The 15,128-nt window shown below is 72.4% G+C and carries 14 protein-coding genes and 1 pseudogene; 10 read left to right on the top strand and 5 right to left on the bottom strand.

Annotation, left to right across the window (positions count from 1 at the left end):
• Positions 1–25 precede the first annotated feature (25 nt).
• Both ctaD and ctaF read left to right on the top strand, forming a co-directional pair.
• Positions 26–1,702 carry an aa3-type cytochrome oxidase subunit I gene (ctaD, locus tag ABS735_RS20800; protein WP_476755844.1) on the top strand — a complete coding sequence of 559 codons (1,677 nt, stop codon included), beginning with the start codon at positions 26–28 and terminating at the stop codon, positions 1,700–1,702.
• A complete protein-coding gene (ctaF, locus tag ABS735_RS20795) occupies positions 1,699–2,109 on the top strand; it encodes an aa3-type cytochrome oxidase subunit IV (RefSeq protein WP_373901151.1) in 411 nt (136 codons plus the stop codon). The genes ctaD and ctaF overlap by 4 nt, the downstream gene beginning before the upstream one ends.
• On the opposite strand, the gene qcrB is transcribed toward ctaF, so the two are convergent.
• Genes qcrB through ABS735_RS20775 form a run of 4 tightly spaced genes read right to left on the bottom strand, consistent with a single transcriptional unit; the run spans position 2,085 to position 4,986 of the window.
• Positions 2,085–3,755 (bottom strand): cytochrome bc1 complex cytochrome b subunit, encoded by a 1,671-nt coding sequence (qcrB, locus tag ABS735_RS20790; protein ID WP_373901152.1) that lies wholly within the window; start codon positions 3,753–3,755, stop codon positions 2,085–2,087. The genes ctaF and qcrB overlap by 25 nt on opposite strands.
• A 42-nt stretch (positions 3,756–3,797) precedes the next feature.
• Complete coding sequence (locus ABS735_RS20785) at positions 3,798–4,148, bottom strand: DUF8129 domain-containing protein (protein WP_373901153.1); 351 nt, start codon at positions 4,146–4,148, stop codon at positions 3,798–3,800.
• Positions 4,149–4,184: 36 nt separating this feature from the next.
• The gene (locus ABS735_RS20780) at positions 4,185–4,544 is read right to left on the bottom strand and encodes a DUF6479 family protein (protein WP_373901154.1); all 360 of its coding nucleotides are present in this window, start codon (positions 4,542–4,544) and stop codon (positions 4,185–4,187) included.
• A 37-nt stretch (positions 4,545–4,581) separates the two neighbouring features.
• On the bottom strand, positions 4,582–4,986 hold the full coding sequence (locus ABS735_RS20775) for a ChaB family protein (protein WP_373901155.1): 405 nt from the start codon (positions 4,984–4,986) through the stop codon (positions 4,582–4,584).
• A gap of 155 nt (positions 4,987–5,141) precedes the next feature.
• Between ABS735_RS20775 and ABS735_RS20770 the strand changes: the two genes are divergently transcribed.
• From ABS735_RS20770 to ABS735_RS20750, 5 genes are all read left to right on the top strand, one after another.
• Positions 5,142–5,519, top strand: coding sequence for a four-helix bundle copper-binding protein (locus ABS735_RS20770; protein WP_007446752.1), 378 nt, complete (start codon positions 5,142–5,144; stop codon positions 5,517–5,519).
• Between the two features lie 41 nt (positions 5,520–5,560).
• Positions 5,561–6,463 (top strand): oxygenase MpaB family protein, encoded by a 903-nt coding sequence (locus ABS735_RS20765; protein WP_373901156.1) that lies wholly within the window; start codon positions 5,561–5,563, stop codon positions 6,461–6,463.
• A 20-nt stretch (positions 6,464–6,483) separates the two neighbouring features.
• Entirely contained in the window at positions 6,484–8,772 is a 2,289-nt protein-coding gene (locus ABS735_RS20760) for a serine/threonine-protein kinase (RefSeq protein WP_373901158.1), read from the top strand.
• 107 nt (positions 8,773–8,879) lie between these two features.
• Positions 8,880–10,451: a phytoene desaturase family protein gene (locus tag ABS735_RS20755; RefSeq protein WP_373901159.1), complete on the top strand. Its 1,572-nt coding sequence runs from the start codon at positions 8,880–8,882 to the stop codon at positions 10,449–10,451.
• An 88-nt stretch (positions 10,452–10,539) separates the two neighbouring features.
• Positions 10,540–10,731 carry a DUF2795 domain-containing protein gene (locus ABS735_RS20750; protein WP_061446259.1) on the top strand — a complete coding sequence of 64 codons (192 nt, stop codon included), beginning with the start codon at positions 10,540–10,542 and terminating at the stop codon, positions 10,729–10,731.
• A 32-nt stretch (positions 10,732–10,763) separates the two neighbouring features.
• On the opposite strand, the gene ABS735_RS20745 is transcribed toward ABS735_RS20750, so the two are convergent.
• Positions 10,764–12,539 carry a serine hydrolase domain-containing protein gene (locus ABS735_RS20745; RefSeq protein WP_373901161.1) on the bottom strand — a complete coding sequence of 592 codons (1,776 nt, stop codon included), beginning with the start codon at positions 12,537–12,539 and terminating at the stop codon, positions 10,764–10,766.
• Positions 12,540–12,712: 173 nt separating this feature from the next.
• Between ABS735_RS20745 and ABS735_RS20740 the strand changes: the two genes are divergently transcribed.
• The 3 genes and pseudogenes from ABS735_RS20740 to ABS735_RS20730 all read left to right on the top strand — a co-directional run bounded on the left by ABS735_RS20740 (position 12,713) and on the right by ABS735_RS20730 (position 15,053).
• A complete protein-coding gene (locus tag ABS735_RS20740; RefSeq protein WP_373901162.1) occupies positions 12,713–14,212 on the top strand; it encodes an acyl-CoA synthetase in 1,500 nt (499 codons plus the stop codon).
• A 41-nt stretch (positions 14,213–14,253) separates the two neighbouring features.
• Positions 14,254–14,505 (top strand): annotated as a pseudogene (locus ABS735_RS20735) (alpha/beta fold hydrolase); the annotation flags it as partial.
• A 305-nt stretch (positions 14,506–14,810) separates the two neighbouring features.
• On the top strand, positions 14,811–15,053 hold the full coding sequence (locus ABS735_RS20730) for a DUF397 domain-containing protein (protein ID WP_007446660.1): 243 nt from the start codon (positions 14,811–14,813) through the stop codon (positions 15,051–15,053).
• Positions 15,054–15,128 lie beyond the last annotated feature (75 nt).

Below are 15,128 nucleotides of genomic sequence, written 5' to 3'. Positions count from 1 at the left end.
ACGACGCCTGGGTACTCTCCGCCGCATGGCGGTGGACAGAAGGACCGAGCCGCCGCGTCGGACACCGGCTCGGCAGCGGACGAACCGCACGCTCGGGCGGGCACTGGTGCGGTGGGCGACGACGACCGATCACAAGGTGATCGGCCGTCTCTACCTGGCGACGTCGTTCGGCTTCTTCCTCTTCGCCGGCGTCCTGGCCATGCTGATGCGCAGTGAACTCGCCCGGCCCGGGCTGCAGTTGTTCAGCAATCAGCAGTACAACCAGCTGTTCACCGTGCACGGCACCATCATGATGCTGCTGTTCGCGACCCCGCTGTTCGCCGGGTTCACCAACGCCATCATGCCCCTGCAGATCGGCGCCCCGGACCTCGCGTTCCCCCGGCTGAACGCGCTGTCGTACTGGATGTACCTGTTCGGCGGCCTGATGGTGGTGGCGGGTTTCCTGACGCCCGGGGGAGCGGCCTCGTTCGGCTGGTTCGCCTACGCACCGCTGAACAGCGCGACCTTCAGCCCGGGTCCGGGCGGTGACCTGTGGACGATGGGCCTGGTGGTGAGCGGCGTGTCGACCACGCTCAGCGTCGTCAACTTCATCACCACCATCCTGTGCCTGCGCGCACCCGGCATGACCATGTTCCGGATGCCGATCTTCACCTGGAACATCCTGTTCACGTCGATCCTGGTGCTGCCCGCCTTCCCGGTGCTCACCGCCGCGCTGCTGATGCTCGAGGCCGACCGGAAGTTCGGCGCGCACGTCTTCGACGCGGCCAACGGCGGGGCGCTGTTGTGGCAGCACCTGTTCTGGTTCTTCGGCCATCCCGAGGTGTACATCGTCGCGCTGCCGTTCTTCGGCATCGTCACCGAGATCATCCCGGTCTTCAGCCGCAAGCCGATCTTCGGCTACGTCAGCCTGATCGGTGCCACCATCGCCATCACCTTTCTCTCCGCGGTGGTGTGGGCCCACCACATGTTCGCCACCGGTGCCGTCCTGCTCCCCTTCTTCTCCCTCATGTCGTTCCTCATCGCGGTGCCGACCGGTGTGAAGTTCTTCAACTGGATCGGCACGATGATCCGCGGCTCGCTCTCCTTCGAGACCCCCATGCTGTGGGCGTGCGGCTTCCTGGTGACGTTTCTGCTCGGCGGCATGAGCGGCGTCCTCATCGCCTCCCCGCCACTGGACTTCCATCTGACGGACTCGTACTTCATCGTCGCCCACCTGCACTACGTGCTGTTCGGCACGGTCGTCTTCGCGATGTTCGCCGGCTTCTACTTCTGGTGGCCCAAGTTCACCGGCAAACTGCTCGACGAACGCCTCGGAAAGATCCACTTCTGGACCCTCTTCGTCGGCTTCCAGACCACGTTCCTCGTCCAGCACTGGCTCGGCGAGCAGGGCATGCCGCGCCGCTACGCCGACTACCTGGCCGCGGACGGCTTCACCACGCTGAACACCATCAGCTCCATCGGCGCCTTCCTCCTCGGCCTGTCCACGCTGCCGTTCCTCTACAACGTGTGGCGCACCCACCAGTACGGCGAGAAGGTCGAACAGGACGACCCCTGGGGCTACGGCCGTTCCCTCGAATGGGCCACCAGCAGCCCGCCGCCGCGCCACAACTTCACGTCGCTGCCCCGGATCCGCTCCGAGTCCCCGGCGTTCGACCTGCACCACCCCGACATCACCCGACACGACCAGAGGCATGTGCAGTGAGGACCGAATCCCGTCTGTTCACCGGTGTGGCGGTCTTCTTCGGCGGCGAAGCCGCCCTCTACGGATGGTGGTCGCGCGAGCCCGCCGGCACGGCCGCGCTCGTCCTCGCCTTCCTCATGGCCTCGCTCGTCGCCTTCTTTCTGCGCGTGCAGTACCGCAAACGGGGTCTGCGCGCGCAGGACCGCGGTGAGGGCGAGGTCGTCGACACCGTGGGCCCGCTGGACTTCTTCCCCCCGCGCAGCCCCTGGCCGATCACGATCGCGCTGGCCGCCGTGGTGCTCGCCTTCGGCATCGTCTTCGGCCTGTGGCTGGCGCTGATCGGCTTCGGCCTGCTCGCCACGGGGGTCTGCGGCCTGGTCTTCCAGTACGCCGACCGGGGCGTTCAGCGCTCCGGCTCGCCCGAGTAGGCCTCCGGTTCCGAAGCCGCCGCCCCCGGCCCCACGCCGAGCGCCGACTCCCGCCCCTGCTCCTGCTCCTGCTCCGGTTCCTCGACGTCGACCCGGTCCCCGTAGTACCACTCGCTGAGCGTCGCCCGCAGCCGTCCCACGTGCGGCGCGTCGCCCTCCTTCGGGGACGGCGCGAGCGGTTCGGGCGCCTGGCGGGAGCGCAGCACGTGGCGCTCCTCGGGGTCCAGGGGGCCGTGACTTTCGGCGTAGCCGCCGGCGAGGGTCTGGTGCACCTCGCCCGTCTCCTCGCCCTCCGCCAGGCGCTCGCGGTCGCGCTCCTGCAGCGCCAGGCAGATCCGCTTGGTCGCGGCGAGGGCGAGCGGCGGCGCCACCACGAGGGAGATCCGGAAGATCCAGGTCAGCAGATTCAGCGAGACGTGGAACGTGTGGGCGAGGATGTCGTTGCCGCCGGCCAGGAGCAGCACCCCGTAGAAGACGATCGCGGCGACGCCCAGACCGGTCCGTACGGGCTTGTCCCGGGGCCGGTCGCACAGATGGTGCTCCTCGTGGTCGCCGGTCACCCACCGCTCGAAGAACGGGTAGGCGTACAGCACCGCGAACAGGGCGCCCGGCAGCAGGACCGCGGGCACCAGGACGTTCCACATGACGGTGTGGCCCGCCACCGCCGTCTCGAACGGCGGCATCAGTCGCAGCGAGCCCTCAAGGAAGCCGACGTACCAGTCGGGCTGCGAGCCGCTCGAGATGACGTCGGGCCGGTAGGGCCCGTACGCCCAGATCGGGTTGATCTGGGCCACCGCCGCGAGCACCGTCAGCACGCCGAAGACCATGAAGAACAGGCCGGTGGAGTTCGTCACGAACTGCGGGAACATCGGCTTTCCCACCGAGTTGCGGTTGGTGCGACCGCGGCCCGCCCACTGGGTGTGCTTCAGGTAGAACACCAGGATCAGGTGGAGCGTCACCAGCGCCAGCAGCAGCGCGGGCACCAGCAGGATGTGCACCGAGTACAGCCGCGGGATCAGGTCGTGGCCGGGATACTCGCCGCCGAACACGAACATGCTGATGTACGTCCCCACGACCGGGATGGACAGCATGATCCCCTGCGCGATGCGCAGCCCGGTCCCGGACAGCAGATCGTCCGGAAGGGAGTAGCCGGCGAAGCCCTCGGCGAGTGCCAGCACGAACAGCGTGACACCGATCAGCCAGTTGGCCTCACGCGGCCGGCGGAACGCCCCGGTGAAGAAGACCCGCAGCAGATGCACCCCGATGGCCGACAGGAAAACCAGCGCCGCCCAGTGGTGCACCTGACGGATCAGCAGCCCGCCGCGCACGTCGAAACTGATGTCCACCGTCGAGCGGTAGGCCTCCGACATGCTCACCCCCAGCAGGGGCTCGTACGAGCCGTCGTAGACGACCTCCGTCATCGAGGGCTTGAAGAACAGCGTCAGCCAGACCCCGGTCAGCAGCAGCACGACGAAGCTGTACAGGGCGATCTCGCCCAGAAGGAACGACCAGTGCTCGGGGAAGGCCTTGCGCAGCAGCCCCCCGCCCTCGGAGACGGGGAGCCGCCTGTCGGCCCAGTCGACGGTGTGTTCGGCCCCGTGGCGGGCCCGCGCACCGGCGCGGGCCCTTCTCCTCTGCAGCAGCACGGCGCATGGGTTCCCCGAGCCCCGTGCCGGAAACTACGCCCCCTAGGTACGGTCACCCTTCGGCTTGCCCCGTTGGTCCGGGGTGCCGTGCGGGGGCGGGGAGAACGGCTGCGGAGAGGTCGCCGGCGACACGGGGGAGCCCGTGCGGCCCTCTCCCTGCTCGGGCCGTACGGCACCCGGGTCGCCCGAGGAGGGCTCGGCACCGGACCGCAGCTGCTCCAGACGGGTGGAGAGCACCTCCGTGGCCGGAACCCGGTCGGCGTGCGACCGCTCGTAGGCCAGCAGTTCCTCCACCTCGTCGGCGCCCAGCGACCGGATCCGGCTCTCCAGGCCGCCGATCGGCAGATGGTCGTAGTCGGGCAACGGCAGGTTGTCGCGAGCGGGGTCCGCCATGGTTCTCACTTCCCTCTGTACGGCGCCTTGCACGGGTCAGCGTCCGCCCGGGCCACCGCTGCCGAAGGAGCCGCTGCTGCCTTCGTCCCAGCGGGGCCGTTGCTGATCGGAGGCGGTGCGGCTGCCCTGGCGCCCGAGCTCGTGCGGCAGCGTGCGTTCGTCGCTCTGCGGCATCTCGTTCGGTTCCCGACGCTCCCGCACCTCGTGGACGGGCCCGTCGTCAGGCATATGGGGCTGCTCGTCGGCCGTTGGCGGCGGGGGTTCCCGGCGCTTTTGCCGGCTGCCGAAAGCGAACGCGCCGATCAGCACGCCCACCACCACGACGGCCGCGATGATCAGCCAGACGGCGAGTGCACCGGAGCCGCCCGCTGCCAGGTCCATCCATGCGTTGGTCATGGAGCGCGGGTACCCCCGGCCCGCGTCACCAACCCGCTCAGCCCGACCGCGACGCTCGCGTCCGCGAACGGTTGGCCTTCCTGATCGCCGCGAGCAGATCCGCCTTCGACATCTTCGAACGGCCCTCGACGCCCAGGCGCCGGGCGACGCCGTACAGGTGCTCCTTCGAGGCCTTCTCGTCGACGCCCTCGCCGCTGCGCCCGCCGCGTCCGCGGGGCCGGCCGGACTGGGGGTCGGAGGGGCCCTTGCGGCCGCCCTCCTTGCGCTCCCAGTGGTCGCCGACCTTCTCGTACTTGTGCTTGAGCGCCCCGTACGCCACCCGGTGGGCCCGCTCGCCCTCGCCGTACTCCTCGACGGCCGAGTCGTGAGCCTTGATCCAGGTGCGCCGGGCCTCCTGCGGGGAGCGCTCCAGAGTCGACGGCAGTTCCTGTCGTCCCGGCATGTCCGTGCACCTCCGTGCGTCTTCGGCGTCATCGCCCCCACCGGTCGCGGGGGCGGTCCACGGGTGCCCTGCGGCCCGTCCGGAAAACGGCCCGGAGCCCTTGGTGACACCGGGCCCGGCGGTTTGGCGCCGCCCCCAGCGGCAACCCGCGCGGTGTGACATCGACGACGACTTCCCAGCAGGAACTGTTCCGCTTCCTCGAGGACCGCTTCGCGTGCGCACAGGCGTGCACCGAGTGCGCCCGGGCCTGCGCCCTGCGGGCGAGCCTCGTGGACCCGGACGGGACCGAGAACCAGGAGCTCGTACGACGCAGGGGCATCATGTGCGCGGAGGTCTGCGACGCGACCTGCCGGGTGCTGTCCGAACAGAACCAGGTGGACGAGGCCGCCATCGGCGCGCAGCTGGAGTGGTGCCGCCAGGTGTGCCTGGAGAGCGCGCACGTCTTCGACGGCCACCCGGGCGCCGAGGAGAGCGCGAAGGCCTGCCGCGACTGCGCCCGCGCCTGCGGAGAGTTCCTCGCCACCCTGCGCTGAGGCCCTGGGGCCCGCCTGCGCCGGAGCGTTAGCCTGCCCGTATGACGGCGACGCGGACGAACGCCGACCCCGGGCTCTTCGGCCCGGACTCGGTGACCTGGCAGGCGCACGGCGACCCGATGATGTGGGTGGCCGGCATCCGCGCCCTCTACCTCCAGGCCCTGCACCCGCGCGCCGTGCGCGGCGTGATGCAGAACAGCGACTTCCGGCGCGACGCCTGGGGCCGGCTGATGCGCACCGCGGGCTTCGTCGGCACCACGACGTACGGCACCACCGAGGCCGCCGAGCGGGCCGGCGCCCGGGTGCGGAAGATCCACCGCATGCTCGGCGCGACCGACCCCGACACGGGCGAGCGCTACGGCGTCGACGAACCCGCCCTGCTGCTGTGGGTGCACTGCGCAGAGATCGGCTCCTACCTGCACGTCCTGCGCCGCTCCGGGTTCCCGCTCACCGACGCCCACGCCGACCGCTACCTCGCCGAACACCGGCACAGCGCCCGTCTCGTAGGCCTCGACCCCGCCTCCGTACCCGCGAACCGGGCCGAGCTGACCGCCTACTTCGCGCGGGTACGGCCCGAACTGGCCGCCGGGCAGGAGGCACACGAGGTCGACGACTTCCTGCGCCGCCCGCCCACGCACCCGCTCCTGGTCCCGGCCCGCGAGCTGCTGTGGCGACGGGTCGCCCGTCTTGCGTACGACTCACTACCGCCGTACGCGCACGAGCTCTACGGCGAACCCGCGCCTCCGCCCGCCGCCGTCACCCGCCGGCTGCGCGCCACGGGCACCCTGCTGCGCCGGGTCCCCGCGCGTCTGCGCTGGCAGCTGCCGCCCAAGCACATCCTGCGCGCCGTGGCACGGCTCGGCCCGGCCGCGCGCCCGGCGCCATACAAAATCGGACGACAAGCGGCCATACTGGACCGGCCAGGGGAGGGCGCGGCGGACTGAACCACGGGGGCGGCGAAGTCATGGGGGACAGCACGCTGATCCAGGGCCGGTACCGGCTGCTCGAGAGGATCGGGCGCGGCGGCATGGGCGAGGTGTGGCGGGCGCGGGACGAGTCACTGGGCCGTCGCATAGCCGTCAAGTGCCTCAAACCGCTGGGCACGCAGCACGACCACTCCTTCACCCGCGTCCTGCGGGAGAGGTTCCGGCGCGAGGCCCGGGTGGCCGCCGCGCTCCAGCACCGCGGGGTGACCGTCGTCCACGACTTCGGCGAGTGGGACGGCGTGCTCTTCCTCGTCATGGAGCTGCTGGAGGGGCACGACCTGAGCCGGCTCCTGGAGGACAACAAGGGCCATCCGCTGCCGGTCCCGGAGGTCGTGGACATCGCCGAACAGGTCGCCTCCGCGCTCGCCTACACCCACGAACAGGGCATCGTCCACCGCGACCTCAAACCCGCGAACATCGTGCGGACCACCGACGGCACCGTGAAGATCTGCGACTTCGGCATCGCCCGGCTCGGTCACGACGCGGGCTTCACCGCCCGGCTCACCGGCACCGGCATCGCCATGGGCACCCCGCACTACATGTCGCCCGAGCAGATCGGCGGCGACGAGGTCGACCGGCGCAGCGACCTGTACTCACTGGGCTGCGTGCTCTACGAGATCGCCACCGGTGCTCCGCCGTTCGACCTCGACGACGCCTGGGCGATCCTCGTCGGCCACCGCGACACCGAGCCCGAGCCGCCCCGCGCCCACCGCCCCGAACTGCCCGGGTACCTGGACCGGATCATCCTGGACCTGCTGGCCAAGCGGCCCGAGCAGCGCCCGGACGACGCCCGTGAACTGGGCCGCCGGATCAGCGCGGCACGGACGGGACCGGCGCCCGTGCCTGCCCCGGTGGCGGCCCGGACGCCGGCGCGGACACGTGAGCGGGTCGGGGGCCGCGCCGGGCTGCCGTCCTGGACCCACGGCATGACCACCGGTCACAAGGCGACCGGCACCGGCCTGCGCGCCACGCCCCCGGATCCCGGGGCGGGCCTGTCCGGCGAGTGGATCCCGCGTCCCGCCGAGAACCGGACCGCCGGCGACCGGACCGCCGGCGACCGGACCCCCGGCGACCGGGCCGCCGGCGACCGCACCGCCGAGCCCGTCCCGGGCGAGCGGCCGGACCCGGCGCCCGAGACCGTCCACAGGCTGGCCGGACGGCACAACGCGGGACTGAGCCTGGGCCGGCTCGGCCGCTGGGCGGAGGCCGGCCAGGTGCACCGCGCGGTCGCCGCCGAACGCGAGCGCCTGCTCGGACCCGACCACCCCGACACGCTCGCCAGCCGCTACGAGGCAGCCTTCGTCCTCGGCCGCACCGGTCGCGCCGCCGACGCGCTGCGCGCGTACAAGGGCGTCGCCGAGGCCAGGATCAGGATGCTGGGAGCCGACCACGCCGACACCCTCGCCGTCCGCCAGGAGATGGCCTACACCCTGGGCCGGCTGGGCCGGTACGCCGACGCCCACCAGGTGTACGCGTCGGTCCTGACCGCCCGCGAGCGCACCATGGGCGCCGACCATCCCGACACCCTGCGCTGCCGGCACAACCTGGCCTTCAACCTCGGGCGGCTCGGCCGTACCGAGGAAGCCCACCGGACGGCCCGCGAGGTGGCCGCGGCCCGGGCGCGCGTGCTCGGGCCCGAGCATCCCGACACCCTCGTCACCCGCTACGAGGTCGCCTACGAACTCGGACGGCTGGAGCGCTGGCAGGAGGCTCTGGAGACCTACCGCGAGGTCGCGGGCGCCCGCGCGCGAGCACTCGGTACGGACCACCCCGACACCCTCGCCGCCCGCTACGAGACCGGCGTCGCCCTGGGCCGCCTCGGCCGCTGCGCCGAAGCGCTGACCGTGTACGAGGAGCTGATCGACGACCGGGCCCGCGCCCAGGGCGCCGAGCACCCCGAGACCCTGCGCGCCCGGCACGGCCTGGGCGTCAACCTCGGCAGGCTGGGCCGCTGGGGGGAGGCCCTCGCCGAGGCCCGCGCGGTCCGCGCGATCCGTGACCGGGTGCTCGGCCCGGACCACCCGGACACGTTGGTCAGCCGCCGCGAGGTCGCCGTCGCCCTGGGCTGGCTGGGCCGCTGGTCCGCCGCCCTCACCGAGTACCGCCTGGTCGCCGCCGCCCGCGAACGCGTCCTCGGCCCCGGCCACCCCGACACCCTCGTCGCCCGCGACGACGAGGCCCACTGCCTGGAGCAACTCGGCCGCGCCGCCGAGGCCACCGAGCTGTACCGCAGGGTCGCGGTGCTGCGCGGGGCGGCGGCACGCTGACCGGCCGGCCGGCGCCGAGGGCGGCCGGCGCCGAGGGCGGACGCCGGCGGCGGACGGTGACCGACGGCGGGCTGGCCGCCTCCGACCCGGCCGTGTTACCAAGAGCCATGACGACCCCGCCCAGCACCTCGCGCACCTACGACGCCGTGATCGTCGGCGGCGGCCACAACGGCCTGGTAGCCGCCGCCTACCTGGCCCGGGCCGGCCGCTCCGTGCTGGTGCTGGAACGGCTGGACCACACCGGCGGAGCGGCCGTGTCCACGCGGCCGTTCGCCGGGGTCGACGCACGGCTGTCGCGCTACTCGTACCTGGTCAGCCTGCTGCCGAGGAAGATCGTGCGGGACCTCGGCCTGGACTTCCGGGTGCGCGCACGCACCGTCTCCTCCTACACGCCCGTCGAGCGCGGCGGGCGGCCCACCGGGCTCCTCGTCGGCGGGGGCGAGCGGCGCACGCGCGAGTCCTTCGCCCGGCTCACCGGATCGGAGCGGGAGTACGCCGCCTGGCAGCGGTTCTACGCCATGACCGGCCGCGTCGCGCAGCGGGTCTTCCCGACCCTCACCGAACCGCTGCCCACCCGGGACGAACTGCGCCGCAGGGTCGACGACGAGACGGCCTGGCGGGCCCTGTTCGAGGAGCCGGTCGGCGTCGCGATCGAGGAGTACTTCGCCGACGACCTGGTACGGGGCGTGGCCCTCACCGACGCCCTGATCGGCACCTTCGCCGACGCCCACGACCCCTCCCTGGTCCAGAACCGCTGCTTCCTCTACCACGTGATCGGCGGCGGAACCGGAGCCTGGGACGTGCCGGTCGGCGGCATGGGCGCCCTCACCGACGCCCTGGCCGAAGCGGCGCGGGCCGCCGGTGCCGTGCTCGCCACCGGACACGAGGCGGTACGGATCGAGGCCGACGGCCGGACGGCCGAGGTCACCTACCGCTCGGCCGACGGCGAGCACGTGGCCGCCGCCCGCCACGTCCTGGTCAACGCCTCCCCGCGGGAACTGGCGGCCCTCACGGGGCAGGCGCCGCCCCCGCCCGCCGAGGGCGCCCAGCTCAAGGTGAACATGCTGCTGACCCGGCTCCCGCGGCTGCGCGACCCCGAGGCCGACCCGCGGGAGGCCTTCGCCGGAACCTTCCACATCGCCGAGGGCTACGAGCAACTGGCCGCCGCGCACACCCGGGCGGCCGCCGGGGAACTGCCCGACGCACCGCCCTGCGAGATCTACTGCCACTCGCTGACCGACCCCACGATCCTCGGCCCCGACCTGGCCGCGAAGGGCATGCACACCCTCACCCTGTTCGGCCTGCACACGCCCGCCCGCCTCTTCGCCGGGGACAACGACGCCGTACGCGAGGAACTGCTGAAGTCGACCCTCGCCCAGCTCGACGCCCACCTGGCCGAGCCCCTCGCCGACTGCCTGGCGACCGACGCCGATGGGCGGCCCTGCATCGAGGCCAGGTCCCCGCTCGACCTGGAACGCGACCTGCGCCTGCCCGGCGGGAACATCTTCCACCGCGAGCTGTCCTGGCCCCACGCCCAGGAGGGCACCGGCCACTGGGGCGTGGAGACCGGTCGGGCGAACGTCCTGCTGTGCGGCGCGGGCGCCGTGCGCGGGGGAGGGGTGAGCGGAGTGCCTGGGCACAACGCGGCGATGGCGGTGCTGGACGGGCCCGGGGCCTGACGGGCACGTGCGCATGCCCGGGACAGGGCTGGGTACCGCGACATAACGGAAATTCCGTACGCGACACCCGCACGACAAGGAGCCCGTCATGGCGGACCTCAGCCCCATCGACCTGCAGAAGGCCCTCAACGGCATGGACTACCCGGCGGACAAGAAGTCGCTCGTCGACTGCGCCCGCAAGAACAAGGCCGACGACAAGGTCGTGAGCCGTCTCGACGGACTGAAGGAGAACAGCTTCGACGGTCCGAACGAGGTGCAGAAGGCCGTCTTCAACGGCTAGCGGCCCGCACGGGCCCCCGCCACCCGTCGGGTCTAGTCGGCCGACGCCGACCATCCCGCCGCCTCGACGCGCGCCGCGTCCGCCGGGCGCGCGTCGTGGAACAGGACGTCACCGCCCGCCTCCGCGCGCAGCCCGTCGACGTACGCACCCCGGCCCACGTACAGCCGGTCGGTCGCGTACCGCCAGCGCAGGCGGAGCCCGCGCGCGGCCGGGAGGCCGGCGTCCAGCGCGTGCCAGACGCGCCCCGACCAGCCGGTGGCCGAGCCCGCCGGATGCTCCCGGGGCGCCTCGCCGTGCCGGGACGTGGTGAACGGTACGGGTTGCCACGACGTGCCGCCGTCGGTCGTGGCCTCCAGGACCAGGGTGTCCGACCCGGGCTCTGTGTCCCACCACAGCGAGCAGCGCAGCCGCGCCCGCCCGGCCGAGGTGTCCAGCGCGGGCAGGGTCAGCGTGGCCGTCGCGGAACTCGCCGTCCCCGAGAACCAGGCGGTGCGTCCGTGTGCGGGCCGCACCGGGACGGCCCGCGCCAGGTTGGTGCCCGCCGCCACCCGGGGAGCCGACCCGGAACGCCAACTGCGTACCGGGTGGACGGAGTTGCCGAGCACGACGAGGAACGAGTCGGTCGTCGGGTCGAGCACCAGCGAGGTGCCCGTGAAGCCGGTGTGCCCGGCCGTGCGCGGAGTCGCCATCGCGCCCATGTACCAGTGCTGGTACAGCTCGAAGCCCAGGCCGTGCTCGTCGCCGGGGAAGTCGGTGTTGAAGTCGGTGAACATCAGCTCCACCGACTCCGGCCGCAGGATGCGCGCCCGCCCGTAGGAGCCGCCGTTGAGCAGGGTACGGCCGAGGACCGCGAGGTCCCACGCGCAGGAGAACACCCCCGCGTGACCGGCGACGCCGCCGAGGCTGAAGGCGTTCTCGTCGTGCACCTCGCCCCACACCAGCCCGCGGTCCAGGCCGGACCAGGGCAGCCGGGCGTCCTCGGTGGCCGCGATCCGCGGCCGCCAGGAGGCGGGCGGGTTGTAGCGGGTACGGTCGAGACCGAGCGGCCGGGTGATCTCGTCGCGCAGCAGGACGTCCAGGGTGCGGCCCGTGATCTTCTCGAGCACCAGCTGGAGCGAGATCATGTTCAGGTCCGAGTACAGGTACGCCGTGCCCGGGGCGTTCGCCGGCGCCTCGTCGTAGACGAGCTGGACCTTCTCCTCGTACGTGGGCGCGCTGTAGAGCGGGATCCAGGCCCGGAATCCCGAGGTGTGGGTCAGCAGCTGGCGGATCGTCACGTCCTGCTTGCCCGCCCGGCCGAAATCCGGCAGGTACGAGGCGACCGGCGCCTCCAGCTCCAGCGCGCCCCGCTCCAGCTGCTGCACGGCGAGGATCGAGGTGAACAGCTTGGAGATCGACGCGAGGTCGAACACCGTGTCCTCGGCCATCGGGATCTGCTGCCCCGCCGGGAACTCGACACCGGTGTCGGTCGCCTCGTCGTAGGCCCGGTAGCGCACCGCCATGCCGATCGGCTCGTGCAGCGCCACCGTGCCGCCCCGGCCGGCCAGCAGCACGGCCCCCGCGTACCACGGGTGCTCGGGGGACGGACCGAGGAACGCCTCCGCGTCGGTGACGAGTCGGCGCAGGTGGCCCGGGAGCAGCCCGGCGCGCTCGGCGGACCCGTGCCTGAGGGTGGGGCGGCGGCCCGTGCCCGAGGCGGCCTCGGCCGGCCCGGCCGCGAACGGGGCGATGGCCAGGGCACCGCCCAGCGCCAGGGCGCCGGCGCCCAGTTGACGCCGTGTGAATCCGTTCGTCGCCTGACCGGCCATCGAAGAGCCTCCCGCCACCGAAGCTGAAAGTATCTTTCCCGGATCGCCGTGCGGAGTGAAACTTTCCTGTCAGTGACGGGCTGTGTCAATGGGGCGTGCACAGTGGACGCGAGGAGCCGGCGGACCGGCGCACACGGCTTGACCCACCCCTGCGACCGGCCGAGGATCATGTCATGACGCCCGGACACGGCAGCACCGTCGACGGGGTGCTGCGGCGCAGCGCCCGACGCACTCCGGCCCGCGTCGCGGTGGAGTACCGCGACCGCACCTGGACGTACGAGGAACTCGACACCGCGGTCTCCCGCGCGGCGAGCGTCCTGCTGGACGAAGGGCTGTCGCCGGGCGACCGGGTCGGAGCCTACGGTCACAACTCCGACGCCTACCTGATCGCCTTCCTGGCCTGCGCCCGCGCGGGCCTGGTGCACGTACCCGTCAACCAGAACCTCACCGGCGACGACCTCGCCTACCTCGTCGTCCAGTCCGGCAGCGCACTGGTCCTCACCGATCCCGACCTGGCCGCCCGGCTCCCCGGCGGAACCCGCACCCTGCCGCTGCGCGACGCCGACGACTCGCTCCTCGCCCGTCTCGCGGCGGCTCCCGCGTACGACGGCCCCGAGCCGGGCGCCGAGGACCTGGTGCAGCTCCTCTACACCTCCGGCACCACCGCGCTGCCCAAGGGCGCGATGATGACCCACCGGGCGCTGGTGCACGAGTACCTGAGCGCCATCACCGCCCTCGACCTCGGCGCCGGCGACCGCCCCGTGCACGCGCTCCCGCTCTACCACTCGGCGCAGACGCACGTCTTCCTGCTGCCCTACCTCGGCGTCGGCGCGACCAACATCGTCCTGGACGCACCGGACGGCGACCGGATCTTCGACCTGGTCGAAGCGGGCCGCGTGGACAGCCTGTTCGCACCGCCCACCGTGTGGATCGGCCTCACGAACCGCGCCGACTTCACCACCCGCGACCTCGGCGGCCTGCGCAAGGCCTACTACGGCGCGTCGATCATGCCGGTGCCCGTCCTGGAACGGCTGCGCGCACGCCTCCCGCACCTGGCCTTCTACAACTGCTTCGGCCAGAGCGAGATCGGTCCCCTCGCCACCGTCCTAGGCCCCGACGAGCACGAGGGCCGCATGGACTCCTGCGGACGCCCCGTCCTGTTCGTCGACGCGCGCGTGGTCGACGAGGACGGCAAGGACGTGCCCGACGGAACACCCGGCGAAGTCGTCTACCGGTCCCCGCAGTTGTGCGAGGGCTACTGGGACAAGCCCGAGGAGACCGCGGCCGCCTTCCGCGACGGCTGGTTCCACTCCGGCGACCTCGCCGTACGGGACGCGGACGGCTACTACACGATCGTCGACCGGGTGAAGGACGTCATCAACTCCGGTGGCGTGCTGGTCGCCTCCCGCCAGGTCGAGGACGCCCTCTACACGCACGACGCCGTCGCCGAGGCGGCGGTCGTCGGCCTGCCGGACGAACGGTGGATCGAGGCCGTCACGGCCGTCGTCGTCCGGCGCGGCGAGGTCACCGAGGACGAACTGATCGCCCACGCCCGCGAGAAACTCACCGCCTTCAAGGCCCCCAAACGGATCCGGTTCGTGGACGCCCTGCCGCGCAACGCCAGCGGGAAGATCCTCAAGAGGGAGCTGCGGGACCGCTTCGCCGGCTCCTGACGTCGCAACTCCGTTGCGTGACTGGGCACCGGCCGGTGAGGATCGGCGCCACGCAGAGCTTCACCGCGTACGACGGGACCCGCCTCGTCTTCCACGTACGGGGCGAGGGCGACCCGCCGGCCGTCCTGCCGGGCGGGCCCGTGCGCGCCTCCCCCTGCCTCGGCGACCTCGGCGTCCGCGCGGCCCACCGCCGGCTGATCCTCCTCGACCTGCGCGGCACCGGCGACTCCGCCGTCCCCGAGGACCCGGGGACTGGCCGGGACCGGCGGCTTCGACCCCGTGTTCCTTCCCTTCTTCCACGGCCGCCGGGACGACGCCGCCGGGGACGACGCGGCACGCGGCCGTTCCGCTGCCCCGCCCGGGTCCTCGTGCCGGACGATCCGCGCTCGTTCTCCCGCCGCGTCACCGCCTTCCCCGGACCGGACTGATCCCTGCCGGATCTCTCCCTCTCTTCCGAAGGCACACCTCCTCTTCCGAAAGGCACCCCTCACACGGCAGGCACACCTCCTCTTCCGAAAGGCACCCTCACACGGCCTGTCGGCGGTCGGACCAGATCGCTAGGCTGGCCGCGGACGACGAAACCGGGAGGAGCACGGACGTGGCCGAGAGCACCACCCAACAGCGACCGCTCATGGGCTGGGACAAGCCGGAGCTGGATCTCAGCAACGCGCAGTGGCAGTCCAGCAGCCGGGGCCTGGGGGATGTCCAGATCGCCTTTGTCGAGGGGTTCATCGCCATGCGCAACAGCGGCAGCCCACAGAGCCCCTCCCTGATCTTCACCCCGGCCGAATGGGGCGCGTTCGTGTCGGGAGCGCGGGAAGGGGAGTTCGACCTCACGTAGGACGACCGCGGGTGCGCCGACCGGCCGAACCGGGGTGTTTGGCCCGCCGACGGGGGGAAGTCCGTACTCCGGAGG

The sequence above is a fragment of the Streptomyces sp. MMCC 100 genome (assembly GCF_041538145.2).
Classification (GTDB): domain Bacteria; phylum Actinomycetota; class Actinomycetes; order Streptomycetales; family Streptomycetaceae; genus Streptomyces.
The sequence above is the reverse complement of the archived record's forward strand: the minus strand, read 5'-3'. Positions and strand labels throughout refer to the sequence as shown.